Annotated in this window: 10 protein-coding genes; 9 read left to right on the top strand and 1 reads right to left on the bottom strand. The window is 68.1% G+C overall.

The genetic code is table 11. The features are described from left to right. Positions 1–197: 197 nt before the first annotated feature. The 4 genes from CP983_RS10500 to CP983_RS10485 all read left to right on the top strand — a co-directional run bounded on the left by CP983_RS10500 (position 198) and on the right by CP983_RS10485 (position 6,042). Positions 198–557, top strand: a complete 360-nt coding sequence (locus CP983_RS10500) for an ArsR/SmtB family transcription factor (protein WP_030954230.1) — start codon at positions 198–200, stop codon at positions 555–557. Between the two features lie 108 nt (positions 558–665). Further along, on the top strand, positions 666–1,139 hold the full coding sequence (locus CP983_RS10495) for a hypothetical protein (protein ID WP_167537680.1): 474 nt from the start codon (positions 666–668) through the stop codon (positions 1,137–1,139). A 177-nt stretch (positions 1,140–1,316) separates the two neighbouring features. Further along, positions 1,317–2,399: a lytic polysaccharide monooxygenase auxiliary activity family 9 protein gene (locus tag CP983_RS10490; RefSeq protein ID WP_150499412.1), complete on the top strand. Its 1,083-nt coding sequence runs from the start codon at positions 1,317–1,319 to the stop codon at positions 2,397–2,399. A gap of 376 nt (positions 2,400–2,775) precedes the next feature. Then, complete coding sequence (locus CP983_RS10485) at positions 2,776–6,042, top strand: GH92 family glycosyl hydrolase (RefSeq protein ID WP_150499411.1); 3,267 nt, start codon at positions 2,776–2,778, stop codon at positions 6,040–6,042. Between the two features lie 125 nt (positions 6,043–6,167). On the opposite strand, the gene CP983_RS10480 is transcribed toward CP983_RS10485, so the two are convergent. Then, complete coding sequence (locus tag CP983_RS10480) at positions 6,168–9,968, bottom strand: GH92 family glycosyl hydrolase (RefSeq protein WP_189748532.1); 3,801 nt, start codon at positions 9,966–9,968, stop codon at positions 6,168–6,170. A 353-nt stretch (positions 9,969–10,321) separates the two neighbouring features. Here CP983_RS10480 and ngcE point away from each other — a divergent pair, with 353 nt between their 5' ends. The 5 genes from ngcE to CP983_RS10455 all read left to right on the top strand — a co-directional run bounded on the left by ngcE (position 10,322) and on the right by CP983_RS10455 (position 16,351). Then, a complete protein-coding gene (ngcE, locus tag CP983_RS10475) occupies positions 10,322–11,785 on the top strand; it encodes an N-acetylglucosamine/diacetylchitobiose ABC transporter substrate-binding protein (RefSeq protein ID WP_150499410.1) in 1,464 nt (487 codons plus the stop codon). Positions 11,786–11,843: 58 nt separating this feature from the next. Beyond that, complete coding sequence (locus tag CP983_RS10470) at positions 11,844–12,770, top strand: carbohydrate ABC transporter permease (RefSeq protein ID WP_125524627.1); 927 nt, start codon at positions 11,844–11,846, stop codon at positions 12,768–12,770. Positions 12,771–12,773: 3 nt separating this feature from the next. Further along, positions 12,774–13,697, top strand: a complete 924-nt coding sequence (locus CP983_RS10465; RefSeq protein ID WP_107907631.1) for a carbohydrate ABC transporter permease — start codon at positions 12,774–12,776, stop codon at positions 13,695–13,697. A gap of 217 nt (positions 13,698–13,914) precedes the next feature. Continuing rightward, positions 13,915–15,114 (top strand): ROK family transcriptional regulator, encoded by a 1,200-nt coding sequence (locus CP983_RS10460; protein ID WP_125524628.1) that lies wholly within the window; start codon positions 13,915–13,917, stop codon positions 15,112–15,114. Positions 15,115–15,247: 133 nt separating this feature from the next. Beyond that, a complete protein-coding gene (locus tag CP983_RS10455) occupies positions 15,248–16,351 on the top strand; it encodes a sugar ABC transporter substrate-binding protein (RefSeq protein WP_167537879.1) in 1,104 nt (367 codons plus the stop codon). The last annotated feature ends 28 nt before the right edge of the window (positions 16,352–16,379 follow it).

Raw genomic sequence — 16,379 nt, 5'->3', positions numbered from 1 at the left:
AAGCCGGTGGCCACGTCTGCCCATGATGTGAAGACTTCTTCAAGTCACCACATCAGCATGGTGCCAATGTGCGTTCCTGCCGGGTCCGAGACGTGAAGGATCGACATCCGAGAGCGGTCCGCGAGGCGGCGGTGTCCTTCGGCACCGCCGCGTCGCGGCGACCGCAATCCCACCCACCCGAGCAGGAGCGAGCAGCCATGCAGGCCCCCCTCTACCAGGTCAAGGCGGAGTTCTTCCGCATGCTCGGCCACCCCGTGCGCATCCGGGTGCTGGAACTCCTCCAGCACGGGCCGGTGTCCGTACGGGACCTGCTGGCCGACATCGACATCGAACCGTCCAGCCTGTCGCAGCAGTTGGCCGTCCTGCGGCGCTCGGGCATCGTCGTGTCCATGCGGGAGGGCTCCACCGTCCGCTACGCCCTCGCGGGAGGCGACGTCGCCGAACTCCTGCGCGCCGCCCGCCGCATCCTCACCGAACTCCTCGCCGGCCAGAACCAGCTCCTCACCGAACTCCAACGAGCCGACGACGACACGGCGACGTTGCACACGACGAGGTGACATGCTGCGGAAGTCGCAGCCAAGGTGGAGCCGGCGAGGGCATGTGTCGCAGCTGGTGGCCGGCGCATCGAGATCGCAGGCAGGCGAGTGGGCAAGACGGTCTGCTGGGTGATCGTGCTGATCGTGTGGCCGGCCTTCTGCGCCGAACTTGTCCGTGAAGTCTGGTTCTTGGAACCCTGGCGCCGTGCGGCCTTCTGCACGATGGCGGCGATGGGCGGTTACTGGATCTGGCGCTTCAGCCTGTGCACGTACCTCAAGGCGAGCGCGTCGGCGCTGACGGTGAGGAACCGCTTCACCAAGTGGCACATCCCCTTCGGCGACATCGCCGACCTGACATGGCTGCCCGGTGAGGGGCCCCTGCTCACGCTGCGCAGCGACCCGGTGGTCCGCCTGGACGCCTACGCCGGTTGGCCCGCCGGGCACCTCGGTCGCCAGGCGATGACGGGCCTCGTCGAGGCAGGTCGCAGCCGCTCCGACGACACTCCGGAACCGAGCAGCGCCCGACGGGCGGGCGGAGTGGCCGAGTTGCTTCTCGTGGGTGTCTGGGTGTGTTTCGAAGTCGTCGTTCGGTCGGCTGCGTGAGGCCGCCGGCCCGCACCTGATATTTACAACCACGCCCCACGGCGCTACCTTCCGCAACAGACGGGGTGGGAGCGCTCCCATGAGTGGTGGACCGGAACCCGCCGCCCCGAACCGCTCCCACCCCGCACTCGTCCGCAATCCCCACAGCCCGCACCTGAAGGAACGGACTGGACTGTCATGATCCTGACAACAAAGGACGCACCCCGCCGATTAACCCTCCCCACCCGCACCAGAGCCCTCTTCCTCGTCCTGATCTCGCTGCTCGCGACCATCCCCGCCGTCACCCTCGTCATGAGCACCGGAGGCAGGGCGGAGGCGCACGGCACGCCCATGACGCCCGGCAGCCGTACCTTCCTGTGCTGGCGGGACGGCCTCACCGACACCGGTGAGATCAAGCCGGTCAACCCGGCCTGCAGGGCGGCCCAGCAGGTCAGCGGCACGACCCCGTTCTACAACTGGTTCTCCGTGCTGCGCTCCGACGGCGCCGGCCGCACCCGCGGCTTCGTGCCCGACGGCCAGCTGTGCAGCGGCGGCAACACCAACTTCACCGGCTTCAACACACCCAGCAAGGACTGGCCGCTCACCCACCTGACCTCCGGCGCGACCGTCGACTTCTCCTACAACGCCTGGGCGGCGCACCCGGGTTGGTTCTACGTCTACATCACCAAGGACGGCTTCGACCCCACCCGCACGCTCACCTGGGACGACATGGAGTCGCAGCCGTTCCTCAGCGTCGACCACCCGCCGCTGAACGGCTCCCCGGGCACGGTCGAGGCCAACTACTCCTGGACCGGACAGCTGCCCGCGAACAAGTCCGGCCGCCACATCGTCTACATGGTCTGGCAGCGCTCGGACAGCGCCGAGACCTTCTACTCCTGCTCCGACGTCGTCTTCGACGGCGGCAACGGCGAGGTCACCGGCATCAAGGAGCCGGGCAACCCGACCGACCCGGTGCCCGGTGAGTGCTCCGCGGCCCGCCGTACGACGGGCAGTTGGTCCGGTGGCTACCAGTCCGAGGTGACCGTCACCAACACCGGCGACGTCCCGATGCTCGGCTGGATGGTCGACTGGACGCTCCCGGCCGGCCAGAAGGTCGACAGCCTCTGGAGCGGCAACGCCACCTACACCGGCCAGGACGTGATGGTCCACAACGCCGACTGGAACGGCTCCCTCGATCCGGGGGAGAGTACGACCTTCGGCTATGTGGTGACCGGATCCGGCGGCGACAGTACGACGGCGCTGCCCTGCCGAGTGGGCTGAACCGTCGCTCCGGGCGGACCCGGTGGGCGTGAGCCGCCGTCCACCGGGTCCGCGAGCCGGACGAGCCCGAGGGGGGGGGAAGTGGGACCGTCCGGGTGGGTGAGTGGCTTGTGCGAGGTCGCGGTGCGACAACGTTGTCTAGTGGTCTGCCGGATGACTCTACCGCTTCAACGGACAACGATGTCAAGCCAGTTGGGGGTCAAGTGACCTCCGGCATCCTGCGGATCCGGTCGTTCCGCTGCCCCATCCAGGTGAGGGGCCCCTCGTGCCCCGCCTCGGAACGCGCCCTTCCGTGGTACCGGTGACTCACGCTACTGTCCCTGCGGCTTGTGCGACCTGTGGTGCGCGACCCGTCCGAAGGAGGAGGGGCCGCGTCATGCGTTTCCGTCCCACGTCCCTGCTGCTCGCCGCCGTGCTCGCGGTCGGCAGCGCCACCCCCGCCCTCGCGGCGCCCACGGCGCCCCCGGATCTCGTCCAGGATCCGACGTCGTACGTCGATCCGCTGATCGGCACCAGGAACGGCGGCAATGTCTTCCCGGGTGCCGTCACGCCGTTCGGCATGCTGTCCTTCAGCCCGGAGAACACCAGAGGCGACGCCACCCGCACCGCCGCGCCCGGCGGTTACCACTACGACGCCACCCGCATCCGCGGCTTCAGCCTGACCCACATGTCGGGCACCGGCTGCGCGGGCGGCAGCGGCGACATCCCGTTCTTCCCGTACGCCGGCGAGGTCACCTCGTCGCCCGCGAGCGACACCAAGGACGCCGTCTACGCCTCCGACTTCAGTCACACCGACGAGAGCACCGAACCCGGCCGTTACCGGGTCCGCCTCGCGTCCGGCGTCTTGGCCGACCTCACCGCGACCGCCCGCACCGGCTCGGCCCGCTTCATCTACCCCGCCGGCAAACCGGCCTCGCTGCTCGTCCGCAGCGCCAACTCCGAGGTGGGGTCGACCGATTCGACCGTCCGGATCGACCCGGCGAAGCGGACGATCTCCGGGTCCGTGACCTCCGGCAACTTCTGCGGCTACCTCGACCCGGAGGGGCAACGCTCCTACTACACCGTCCACTTCACCGCCCGCTTCGACCGCGCCTTCAAGACCACCGGCACCTGGAAGGACGACCGGCTCGACCCCGGGTCCACCGAGGCGAGCGGCGGCACGGGCGGGTTCGGCAGCGGCGGGCGGCCCGTCGCGGGCAAGGGGGCCGGCGGCTACGTCGAGTTCGCGCCCGGCACCGGACCGGTGAACGTCAAGGTCGGCATCTCGTACGTCAGCCAGGCCGGCGCGGAGGCCAACCTCGCGGCGGAGAACCCGCCGAACCGCTCCTTCGACACCGTGGCGGACGCGGCGCGCCGGGCCTGGCGCGAGCGCCTCTCCCAGATCCGGGTCGGCGGCGGCACCGACGCCGAGCGCGCCACCTTCTACACCGCGCTGTACCACGCGCTGCTGCACCCGAACGTCATCAGTGACGCCGATCGCAGGTACCGGGGCTCCGACGGCCAGGTCCACGTCGTGGGCAAGGGCCACCGGGCCCAGTACGGCACCTTCTCCGGCTGGGACGTCTACCGCGACCAGGTGCAGCTGCTCACGCTCCTCGATCCGCGCGTCGGCTCGGACATCGCCCAGTCGCTGTACGAGCTGGCGGAGCAGAACGGCGGTGTCTGGGACCGCTGGCTGCACGGCGCGAGCGGCACGCACGTCATGAACGGCGACCCCTCGCCCATCGCCCTGGCCGGCATCCGCGCCTTCGGCGGCACGGACTTCGACCTGCGCGGGGCCCTGCGGTCGCTGGTGAAGGCGGCGACCGTACCCACCGACAAGGACCTGTCGCCGGCCGGCAAGCCGGTGCTGTCGGTCGGTCAACGTCCGTCCCTGGACAAGTACTTGAAGCACCATTACATGCCGTCCGTGTCGAACGCGTGGGGCGGTGCCGCCGAGACGCTGGAGATGTCCGGCGCCGACTTCGCCCTCTCGCAGCTCGCCGCCGAGGCGGGGCAGAAGGACACGGCGAAGACCTTCGCCGACCGCTCCCAGTGGTGGCAGAACAACTTCAACATCGCCGCCACCGAGGACGGCGGCTACATCGCCAACCGCAAGGCCGACGGCAGCTGGGTCACCGGCTTCACCCCGGCCACCGGCAACGGGTTCGTGGAGGGTACGGCCGCCCAGTACACCTGGATGGTCCAGCACGACCCGGCCGGACTCTTCGCCGCCATGGGCGGCCGTGCCGCGGCCGAGCGGCGGCTCGACACGTTCTTCCACGACGCCGACGGCGGCTGGGCCTTCACCGGCAGCGGCGGCGACAAGTCCGAGATGGACAACGAGCCGTCCATCAACGTGCCCTACCTGTACGCCTACGCGGGCGCGCCGTACAAGACGCAGGAGACGGTCCGCGCGGCGATGCGCGCGCTGTGGTCCACCGAGCCCGGCGGCATCCCCGGCAACGACGACCTCGGCGCCATGTCGTCCTGGTACGTCTTCTCCGCGCTCGGCATGTACCCGCAGGTGCCGTCCCGCGCCGAACTGGTCCTCGCCTCACCGCTGTTCCCGCGCATCGAGATCGACCGTCCGGGCGGCGGCGACATCTCCGTGCGCGCGCAGGGTGCCGCCGCCGGCGCCCCGTACGTCCACTCCCTGGCGGTCAACGGCCGCGGCAGTGAGCGAGCCTGGCTCCCGGCGTCCTTCGTGCGGGACGGCGGCCGGCTGGACTACACGCTGTCCGCCACGCCCGACCCGGCCTGGGGCGCGTCCGAGGCGCCGCCGTCCTTCCGGGCGGGTGAGCAGCCGTACCAGATCGGCGTCGGCCCGACCGCGGCGACCGTCGCGCCGGGCGGGAGCGCCGACGTCGGCATCCGCGCGCTGTCGATGAGCGGGGGAGCGGGCCCCGAGGTGCGTTTCCGGGTCGAGGCGCCTGACGGGATCACCGCGTCGCCCGCCGAGGGCACCGTGACCGACGGCTCGCAGAAGATCACGCTGACCTCGGCCGAGGGCGCGAAACAGGGCTTCTACTCGGTCGACGTCACCGTGACCTCGGGCGACAGCTCCTACGTCCAGCCCGTGTCCCTGACCGTCGCGGCGCCGGGCACGCTGCTGGCCGCCTACAACAACACCGGAGTCTCCGACGACGCGGGCGACCACGACGAGGCCGACTTCGACGGGGGCGGCTGGAGCTACTCCCGCCAGGCCCTCGCCGAGGCCGGTCTGGAGCCGGGCGGGCAGGGCACGGTGGGCGGCCTCGCCTTCACCTGGCCCGACTCGCCCGGCGGCCGTCCGGACAACGTCTCGGCGGCGGGCCAGACGATCGAACTCGCCTCTCCGGCGAGCCGGTTGTCCTTCCTCGGCAGCGGCGTCAACGGCAACCAGCAGTCCAGGGCCACCGTCACCTACACCGACGGCGGCACCGACACGATCGACCTCGCCTTCACCGACTGGACCGTCGGCGGCGGCGCCGGCACCGTCCAGTACGGCAACGAGGTCGTCGCCAGGGCCGCCTACCGCAACGTCGCGGGCGCGGACCGGGACCCGGTCGACACCTACGTCTTCGCCACCAAGCCGTTCACGGCACCCGAGGGCAGGACCGTCGCGCGGGTGAAGCTGCCCGACGACACCGACCTGCACGTGTTCACAGTGGCCGTGGGCTGACGGCCTCGGGCAGGGCGAGCCCCCGCCCAGGTCCTACGAAACGCCGTCGCCCGGCCCGGGGTCGCGTACGACGCGACCACCGAACCGGGCGACGGCTTTCGCCATGGGTCTCCCAGCTCCGTTGTTCAGCCGAGCAGCTCGACCTCCGCCAGAGTCGCCTCACCGTCGAGGACCAGGCGGTACTTCTCGTACGTACCCGGTGACCCCACGGAGAACGCCCGTGTCTGCCGGTCCCAGGCGAAGGACTGACCGGAGCGCTCGTCGAGCGTCCGCCATGTGGTGCCGTCCTTCGACGCCTGGAGCTTCCAGCCGGTCGGCGCCTTCGTCCGGTCCGACGGCGACGTCAGGGTGTACTGCACGGCCTTGGTGCCCTCGGAGACCGGCAGGTCCACCGAGGTGGCGCTCGCCTGGGTCGCCGAGGTGTCGTCGAACAGCGCCCCGTCGCCCTTCAGCGCGTCCGCCCGGGGCGTCGGCACCTTGTCGTCCTGGGCGATCGACACGGGGGCCGCGTTCTTGCCGGTGCCCCAGGTGGAGGGCCGTGAGCCCATGTCGAACTCCAGCACGCCGCCCTTCGCGAGCATCGAGTGGGGGAGCGCGGTCGACTTCCACGGCACGCCGTTGAGCTTCACGCCCTGGACGTACACATTGCGGGCGCTGTTCTTCGGCGCCTTGACGACCAGCTCCCGGCCGTTCTCCAGATGGACGGTCGCCTTGGTGAACAGGGGCGAGCCGATGGCGTACTCGCCGCTGCCCATCACCAGCGGGTAGAAGCCCAGCGCGGAGAACAGGTACCAGGCCGACTGCTCGCCGTTGTCCTCGTCGCCGTGGTAGCCCTGCCCGATCTCGCTGCCGACGTACAGCCGCGACAGCACCTCACGGACGTTCTTCTGGGTCTTCCAGGGCTGACCCGCCGCGTTGTACATGTAGTTCGCGTGGTGGGCGACCTGGTTGGAGTGGCCGTACATGCCCATCCGGACGTCCCGCGCCTCCGTCATCTCGTGGATGACACCGCCGTAGGAGCCGACGAAGTCGGGCGAGGCCGTCTCCGGGGTGTCGAAGTACTCGTCGAGCTTGTCGCCGAGACCGCTGCGGCCCCCGTAGAGGTTCGCGAGGCCCCGGCTGTCCTGCGGGGCGGTGAAGGCGTAGCCCCAGCCATTGGTCTCGGTGTAGTCGTAACCCCACACCCGCGGGTCGTACTTCGAGGACTCGACGCGCCAGTCGCCCTTCTCGTCGCGGCCCTGGAAGAAGCCGGCCTTGGAGTCGAAGAGGTTGACATAGTCCTGCGCGCGGTTGAGGAAGTACGCGGACTCCTCCTTGTACCGCTTGTCGCCGGTCTTCTTGTAGAGGGCCTGGCCCATCTTCGCGATGCCGTAGTCGTTGAGGTAGCCCTCCAGCGCCCACGACAGGCCCTCGTGCGTCTCGGTGTTGGTGTAGCCGAGGAAGGGCGAGGTCGACATGCCCTTGCGGCCCACACCGGACGACGGGGGCACCACGGTCGCGTTCTTCACGGCCGCGTCGTACGCGGACTTCGCGTCGAAGTCGACGCCCTTGACGTAGGCGTCCGCGAAGGCGACGTCCGAGGACGTGCCGGTCATCAGGTCCGCGTAGCCGGGGGAGGACCAGCGGGAGGTCCAGCCGCCGTCCTTGTACTGCTGCACGAAGCCGTCGACCATCTCACCCGCCTGGCTCGGCGTGAGCAGCGAGTACGCGGGCCAGGTCGTCCGGTAGGTGTCCCAGAAGCCGTTGTTGACGTACACCTTGCCGTCGACGATCTTCGCGCCGGTGTGCGTCGGGGTGTCCGGGTTCGGCATCGGCGAGAACGGCGACGCGTACTGGTACTTCGAACCGACCTTCTCGAAGCCCGAGTTGGGGTACAGGTACAGCCGGTACAGGCTGGAGTACAGCGTGGTCAGCTGGTCCTGCGTCGCGCCCTCGACCTCGACCTTGCCGAGGAGCTTGTCCCACTGGCGCTGGGCGCGCGACTTCACCGTCTCGAAGGAGGCGCCGTCGACCTCCTGGCGCAGGTTGTCCTTCGCCTGGTCGATGCTGATCAGCGAGGTGGCGAGACGCAGCGTGACGGTCCGGTCGTCCCCGGCGTCGAAGCGCAGACGGCCCTTCACCCCGCTGGAGGAACCCTCGGTCACGGGCTTGTCGAAGGTGCCGTACACGAACAGCCGGGTCGCGCCCGTGGACAGCCCGGACTTCACGTCCGAGTAGCCGGTGAAGGTCCCGCTCTCCTTGTCGAGCGTGAGCCCCGCCTGGTCCGTCACGTTGTCGAAGAGGACGCTCGCGTCATCACCCGGGTAGGTGAAGCGCAGCACCGCCGCGTGGTCGGTGGGCGCCATCTCGGCCTTCAGCCCGTTCTCGAACCGCACCCCGTAGTAGTACGGCCGCGCGGTCTCGTTCTCGTGCCGGAAGGCCAGCTCGCGCGCCTCACGCCCGGTGTCCGGGGTGCCGGAGGCGGCCGACGGCATCACCTGGAAGGTCTGCCGGTCACCCATCCAGGGGCTGGGCTCATGGCTGGCGCTGAACGCCTGGATCGTCGGCAGGTTGTCGGCGTTGTTCGAGCGGGCGTAGTCGTACAGCCAGCTCAGCGAGCCCGCGTTCGTCACCGGCGTCCAGAAGTTGAAGCCGTGCGGCACGGCCGTCGCCGGGAAGTTGTTGCCGCGCGAGAAACCGCCGCTGGAGAGGGTCCCGCGGGTGGTGAGCGCGTAGTCGGACAGATGCGCCTTGGGCTTCTCGGGAGCCACCTGCTTCAGCGCGATGTCGTCCAGCCAGCCCCGGAACTTCGCCGGGCCCTTGGGGGAGTCGTAGGCCACGAGTATCCGGTCGACGGTCTTGCCCGCCGCGACCGACCCGATCCGCGAGGCGACGTTGTTCCACTGGTTGACGTAGAGCACCTTGGAGGCGCCCTGCCCGCGCGGCGTCAGCGGGAAGCCGTGCTGGTCGGTGGCGCCGAGGTCGCTCAGATGGGTGCCGTCGGTGAAGGCGAGGTCGACGGAGACGTTCGTGGCGTCGTAGTCGAGGTCGCCGTCCGCCATCGACGGGAAGACGCGGTAGGACAGCCGGGTGTCGCGGCCGACGGCGACGTTCACGTCGTAGACCTTGTTGTACGAGTACGCCCGACCGTCCGCGGTGTGCCGGCCGGCGTACCTGAGCGCCCGCTTGCCGGTGAAGCCGGCGCCCGCCTTCGCGGTCGGCGAGCCGCTCGGGCCCCGGTCGACCAGGGAGAGCATGTCCTGCGGTATCGGTGCGTCGCCGCCGCCCGTGGAGAACTGGACGTCGGAGAGCTGGAGGATGCCCGAGGCGCCGTTGTTCTTGGTGACCTCAAGCCGGAAGTGCTGGTATTCGGCCGATTCCGCGAGATCGTACGTCTTTGTCTGGAACCGTTCGGAGAACGTCTCGTCCGAGCGGGTGTCGACGGTCTTCCAGTCCTTGCCGTCGGAGGAGCCCTTCAGGGTCCAGTCCCGCGGGTCGCGCTCCGCGTAGTCATTGGCCGAGGTGAGCGCGTACTTGGTGATCTTCACCGGCTTGTCCAGGTCGAACTCGACCCACCCGGTGGTCTCGAAAACCAGCCACTTGCTGCTGGGCTCCCCGTCGACGAGGTTCTCCTTCACCTCACCGCCGCCGGAGTTCTCCCCGTTCGCCCGTACGTCCGTGACATGGTCGGTCACGTTGCCCGGGATGCCGCTGCTGTAGCCGCCGTCCACACCGGAGGCGCGCTTGCCGCCGTCCGCGGTGGTGTCGACGGTGTTGAGCCAGTCGGGTGCCGGGTCGTCCGCCTCGAAGGACGACGCGAACTCCCGGTCCGCCGCGGCGGGCGCTTGGGGCAGGGCGACCGCCGCGCCCTGCGAGCCCACGGCCAAACAAAAGGCGGTCGCCGACACGACCGCCGTACCCCATCTGTGCCGAGCTCTCTGCTGCATAAGCCGGTACCCTCCCTGCGCACGGGACAACGTTGTCAATTCGCTGCGCAAGGATCAGTTGTGGCTCAAGTGCCAAGTATTGTCAAGGGTGTTGGCTGTGGCATTCGGGGCTTATGTCGCGGATTTTTCGGGCAAGCGGCGCACAGGCCCCTCATATTTCCGTGAGGTCTCAACTCGGAAAAGACCACCGGTGAACCTTGCATTCGATCTTGCTCCGCTGGCGGGAAGTGGACTATACCTGTCGGCACTTCGCACGATTCCGCACTTCCTGCACAACCCCAGCTTGACCCGATCGCGGTGCCGGCGGTGATCCGGTTCACCGCCTGAGTCCTGGAGAAGGCGAGGACTTGAGCATGGGATCCACTTCCGCCCAGAACCCCGAGTACAACGGCTCCGCACGCGTCGGCCGTCGCGATCTGATCAAGCGGTCCGCCGCGCTCGGCCTGATCTCCGTACCCACGATGAGCTTCCTTTCCGCGTGTGCCAGCGGCGGGGGCGGGGGCAACGGGGACAAGGCCAAAGAAGGCAAGAAGACCGCGAAGAACCCGCTCGCCGTCAATGACACGGCGCAGATGGAGTTCGTGCTGTTCGACGGCGGCTTCGGCAAGGAGTATGCCGAGGACGCCGTCAAGATCTACGAGAAGAACTTCCCCGAGGTGACGGTCAAGTTCGCCGCCACCCAGAAGATCCAGTCCACCCTCCAGCCCCGTTTCAACCAGGGCACCCCGCCGGACCTCATCGACAACTCCGGCGCCGAGCAGATGGACATGGGTGTCCTGGTCGGCAAGGACCAGCTCGCCGACCTCACGCCCCTGCTGGACGCCCCGTCGTACGACGACCCGAGCAAGAAGGTCCGCGACACGCTGCGCCCCGGCATCGTCGAGATGGGCCAGTTCGACGGCGATAAGGTCTGGATCCTCTACTACGCCTACACGGTGTACGGCGTCTGGTACTCGCAGAAGGCCCTGGACTCGCTCGACGAGCAGTACCCGGAGACCTGGGACCAGATGCTCGCGGTCTGCGAGAAGGCCAAGAAGAAGGGCATGGCGGGCTGGACGTACGCGGGCAAGTACCCGTACTACCTCCCCTTCTCGCTCTACCCCATGATCGGCAAGGTCGGCGGTGTCGAGGTCCTCGACGCCATCGACAACCTGGAGCCGAACGCCTGGAAGCACCCGGCGGTCAAGGCCTGCTTCGAGGCCTACTACGAGCTCTACAAGAAGGGCTACGTGCTCAAGGGCACCCCGGGCCTGGACCACATCCAGTCGCAGACCGCGTGGGCCCAGGGCAAGGCGCTGTTCATCCCGAACGGCTCCTGGGTGGAGAACGAGTCGGCGAACGTCATCCCGAAGGACTTCGACCTCGCCGTCTCCGCGCCGACCGGCATCGACTCCTCCGACAAGATGCCCTTCGGCACGATCTGGGCGTCCGGCGGTGAGCCCTTCATCGTCCCGGCCAAGGCGAAGAACACCGCGGGCGGCATGGAGCAGCTGCGCATCATGCTGAGCGAGGCCAGCTCCAAGAACTTCACCGGCAAGGTCAAGTCGCTCACCGCCTACAACGGCGGCACCGACGGCATCACGCTCACCCCCGGTCTGAAGTCCGGCGTCGCGGCGCTGGACAAGGCCGGCCAGAACGTGGTGAACCCCCGTCTCCAGGACTGGTACGTGCAGCTCCAGAAGGAGAAGATCGGTGTCTCCGGTCTCGGCGAGATGATGGCCGGACGCCTCACCCCGGCCGAGGCCATCAAGAAGATCCAGGGCTTCGCCGACGAGGCGGTCAAGGACACGTCGATCAAGCACTACAAGCACCAGTAGGTCCCGTGAGGACCTGTCACCAGCGGCTGCACCCGCGCGCAGATCGGGGTCGATAGCAATGCAGCACGGCAAGTACAAGTTCATCGTGGGGTTCCTCGCGGTGCCCCTGGGGCTGTACGCGCTCTTCGTCGTCTGGCCGTTCATCCAGTCCATCTACTACTCGTTCACGGACTGGACCGGGCTGAGCCCCGAATTCAAGATGGTCGGCTTCGACAACTACGAGAGGATGCTCGACGACGACATCTTCTGGAAGTCGTTGCAGCACAGCCTGTTGTTCGCGTTGTTGCTGCCGCTGGTGACACTCAGTTTCGCGCTGTTCCTCGCCTTCATGATCAATGTGGGCGGCCGGCGCAGAAAGGGCGGCCCGGCCATCACCGGTGTCCGCGGGTCGTCGTTCTACAAGATCGTCTATTTCTTCCCGCAGGTCCTTTCGATCGCGATCGTCGCGCTGCTGTTCGCCTTCGCGTACAACCCGGACAGCGGAGCGATCAACTCGATCCTGCGCGGAATCGGACTCGACAGCGTCCAGCCGCTGTGGCTGGGCGACCCGAATCTCGCGCTGTGGGCCGTGATGGGAGTGATCGTCTGGTCCACGGTCGGCTTCTTCGTGGTCCTGTTCTCCGCAGGCATGGCCTCCATCCCGGCGGATCTGTACGAGGCCGCACTGCTCGACGGGGCCGGCCGCGCCAGTACGTTCTTCCGGATCACCCTGCCGCTGCTGTGGGACACCGTGCAGTCCGGCTGGGTCTACATGGGCATCCTCGCCCTCGGCGCCGAGTCGTTCGCGGTCGTACACATCATGACGACCGGACCCGGTGGCCCCGACTACTCGACCACGGTCATGGTCCTGTACGTGTACCAGAAAGCGTTCCGTGACGGGCAGGCCGCCTACGCCACCACGATCGGTGTGGCCCTGCTCGTCGTCACGCTGGCCTTCGCCGCGGTCGTCATGCGGCTGGGGCGTCGCGAGCGGCTGGAGTTCTGACAGATGAAGACGACCGAGACCACCGCTCCCGTACCGGCCGAGTCCGGGATGCCCATCACCAAGACCGGGGTGCCGGCGAAGGCGCCCGCCAAGGAGAGGAAAGAGGGCACCGTCCTCAACGTCTTCTCCCACGGCGTGCTCGTCATCTGGGCGTTCATGGTCGCCATGCCGCTGCTCTGGGCGGTGATGACGTCCTTCAAGGACGACGCCTCGATCTTCAGCTCGCCCTGGTCACTGCCGGACAAGCTGCACTTCTCGAACTGGTCGCGGGCGTGGACCCAGGCCAACATGAGCGACTACTTCCTCAACACCATCCTGGTGGTGGGAGGTTCGCTGATCGGCACCCTGGTGCTGGGATCGATGGCGGCCTACGTCCTCGCCCGGTTCGACTTCCCGGGCAACCGCTTCATCTACTTCCTGTTCATCGGCGGCATGAGCTTCCCGATCATGCTCGCGCTGGTCCCGCTCTTCTACGTCGTGAACAACATGGGACTGCTGAACACGATCCACGGGCTGATCCTGGTCTACATCGCGTACTCGCTGCCGTTCACCGTGTTCTTCCTCACTGCGTTCTTCCGAACGCTGCCGACATCGGTGGCGGAGGCGGCCTTCGTCGACGGTGCCTCGCACAGCCGTACGTTCTTCCAGATCATGCTTCCGATGGCCAAGCCGGGGCTGATCAGCGTGGGCATCTTCAACTTCCTGGGCCAGTGGAACCAGTACATGCTGCCCACGGTCCTCAACACCGATCCCGACAAGCGGGTCCTCACCCAGGGCCTGGTGCAGCTGGCCGTCAGCCAGGGCTACAAGGGCGACTGGTCCGGTCTCTTCGCCGGTCTGGTGATGGCGATGCTGCCGGTGCTCGCGGCCTACATCATCTTCCAGCGCCAGGTGGTGGCGGGGCTGACGGCGGGAGCTCTGAAGTAGTCCGGGGCCGCGAGGTGACGTAAGTCGAACGTAGCGCTCCGAAACCGCCCGCGTGCACGCCGTTCCCCTCCCTGGGAGCGGCGTGCACAGGTGTGTGCACGTACCCGGATCCGGTTCAACCTCTTGACGGGAGGCAACCCGAACGGCTCAGCTTAGAGTTCACTAGTTGGACACGAACGGGGCCTCATCGATGCGGTCCCGCGCGCAGGAGGTCGTCGTGGAGACTCCGGGGTCGCAGTCGTCGCTGCACCGAGCCAATCTGGAGCGGGTCGTGCGGGCCGTACGGCTGGCCGGATCTCTCACCCAGGCGGAGATCGCGAGGACCACCGGTCTGTCCGCGGCCACCGTCTCCAATATCGTCCGTGAGCTCAAGGACGGCGGAACGGTCGAGGTCACACCCACCTCGGCGGGCGGCCGCCGGGCCCGCAGCGTCTCGCTGAGCGGGGACGCCGGCATCGTCATAGGGGTCGACTTCGGCCATACGCACTTGCGTGTCGCGGTCGGGAACCTCGCCCATCAGGTGCTGGCCGAGGAGTCCGAGCCGCTGGACGTGGACGCCTCCTCGAAGCAGGGCTTCGACCGCGCCGAACAGCTGGTCAACCGGCTGATCGCGGCGACCGGTGTCGACCGGTCCAAGATCGCCGGGGTCGGTCTGGGCGTACCCGGCCCGATCGACGTGGAGTCCGGCACGCTGGGCTCCACCGCCATCCTGCCGGGCTGGACCGGCACCAAGCCCGCCGAGGAGCTGGGCGGCCGCCTGGGCGTGCCCGTGCACGTCGACAACGACGCCAACCTGGGCGCCCTCGGGGAGCTGGTCTGGGGCAGCGGGCGGGGCGTGCGCGACCTCGCGTACATCAAGGTCGCCAGCGGTGTCGGTGCCGGTCTGGTGATCAGCGGCAAGATCTACCGCGGCCCGGGTGGCACTGCGGGAGAAATCGGGCATATTACTCTGGATGAATCCGGCCCGGTCTGCCGCTGCGGAAACCGGGGCTGCCTGGAGACCTTCGCGGCCGCGCGCTACGTGCTCCCGCTGCTCCAGTCGAGCCACGGCACCGATCTGACCATGGAGGGCGTCGTACGGCTGGCCAGGGACGGAGATCCGGGCTGCCGTCGGGTGATCGCCGACGTCGGCCGTCACATCGGCAGTGGAGTCGCCAATCTCTGCAACCTCCTGAACCCGAGCCGAGTGGTCCTCGGCGGTGATCTCGCCGAGGCCGGTGAGCTGGTCCTCGGGCCCATCCGGGAGTCCGTCGGACGCTACGCCATCCCCAGTGCCGCGCGCCAACTCTCCGTTCTTCCCGGGGCACTTGGCGGTCGCGCGGAGGTGCTCGGGGCACTCGCGCTGGCGCTCAGCGAGATGGGTGATTCAACCCTTTTGGACAGCACGCTGCACGCCGCTGCCCCTGCCTTCACTTAGAGAACGGATGGCACCGTTGCCAACCCGTTAAGGATTTACTTCTTGACGTCGCACGTGTGGCCGAGTTGACTTCCAGCCACCTCGGCCGCAAGGACGCGGCCTCGTCAGGGAGGTTTCTGAAGTGAACACGCGCATGCGTCGTGCCGCCGTTGCCATTGCCGCTGGTGCGATGGCCATCTCGCTGGCTGCCTGCGGCAGCGCCGAGGAAGCGGGCGGCGACAACGACTCCACCGCCTCCGCGGCCAAGGGCGACGACATCAAGGTCGGTCTCCTGCTCCCGGAGAACCAGACGGCTCGGTACGAGAAGTTCGACCGGCCCCTGATCGAGAAGAAGATCAAGGAGCTGACGAACGGCAAGGCCACGATCGACTACAACAACGCCAAGCAGGACGCGAACCTGCAGGCGCAGCAGGTCGACACCATGATCACCAACAAGGTGGACGTCCTGATCCTGGACGCCGTCGACGCCAAGGCGATCAAGAACTCGGTCCAGAAGGCCGTCGACGCCGGCATCAAGGTCGTCGCGTACGACCGCCTGGCCGAGGGCCCGATCAGCGCCTACACGTCCTTCGACAACGTGGCGGTCGGCAAGACGCAGGGTGAGGCCCTGCTGAAGGCCCTGGGCGACAAGGCCACCAAGGACTCCAAGGTCGTCATGATCAACGGTTCGGTGACCGACCCCAACGCCGCCATGTTCAAGGAGGGCGCGCACTCCGCCCTTGACGGCAAGGTCACCATCGCCAAGGAGTACGACACCAAGGAGTGGAAGCCGGAGAACGCCAACTCCGAGATGGAGGCCGCGATCTCGGCCGTCGGCAAGAAGAACATCGCCGGCGTCTACTCCGCCAACGACGGCATGGCCGGCGGTATCATCACCGCGCTCAAGGCCGCGGGCATTACCGTCCCGGTCACCGGTCAGGACGCCGAGCTGGCCGCCGTGCAGCGCATCGTCACCGGTGAGCAGTACATGAGCGTCTACAAGCCGTACGCCCCCGAGGCCGACGCCGCCGCCGAGATGGCTGTCGCGCTCGCCCAGGGCAAGTCGCTCGACTCCATCGCCAAGGACAAGGTCGACAGCGGCAGCGCGAAGGCCATCCCGGCGGTCCTCGTCCCCGTCACCTCGCTGACGAAGGACAACATCAACGACACCGTCATCAAGGACGGCGTCTACACCGCCGATGAGATCTGCACCGGCAAGTACAAGGCCGCCTGCGACAAGGCCGGCGTCACCGGCTGACCCAGCGGTAGCGGTACAGCAGCCCCAG

Origin of the sequence: Streptomyces chartreusis (genome assembly GCF_008704715.1) — a bacterium.
In the GTDB taxonomy this organism is placed as follows: domain Bacteria; phylum Actinomycetota; class Actinomycetes; order Streptomycetales; family Streptomycetaceae; genus Streptomyces; species Streptomyces chartreusis.
The sequence above is the reverse complement of the archived record's forward strand: the minus strand, read 5'-3'. Positions and strand labels throughout refer to the sequence as shown.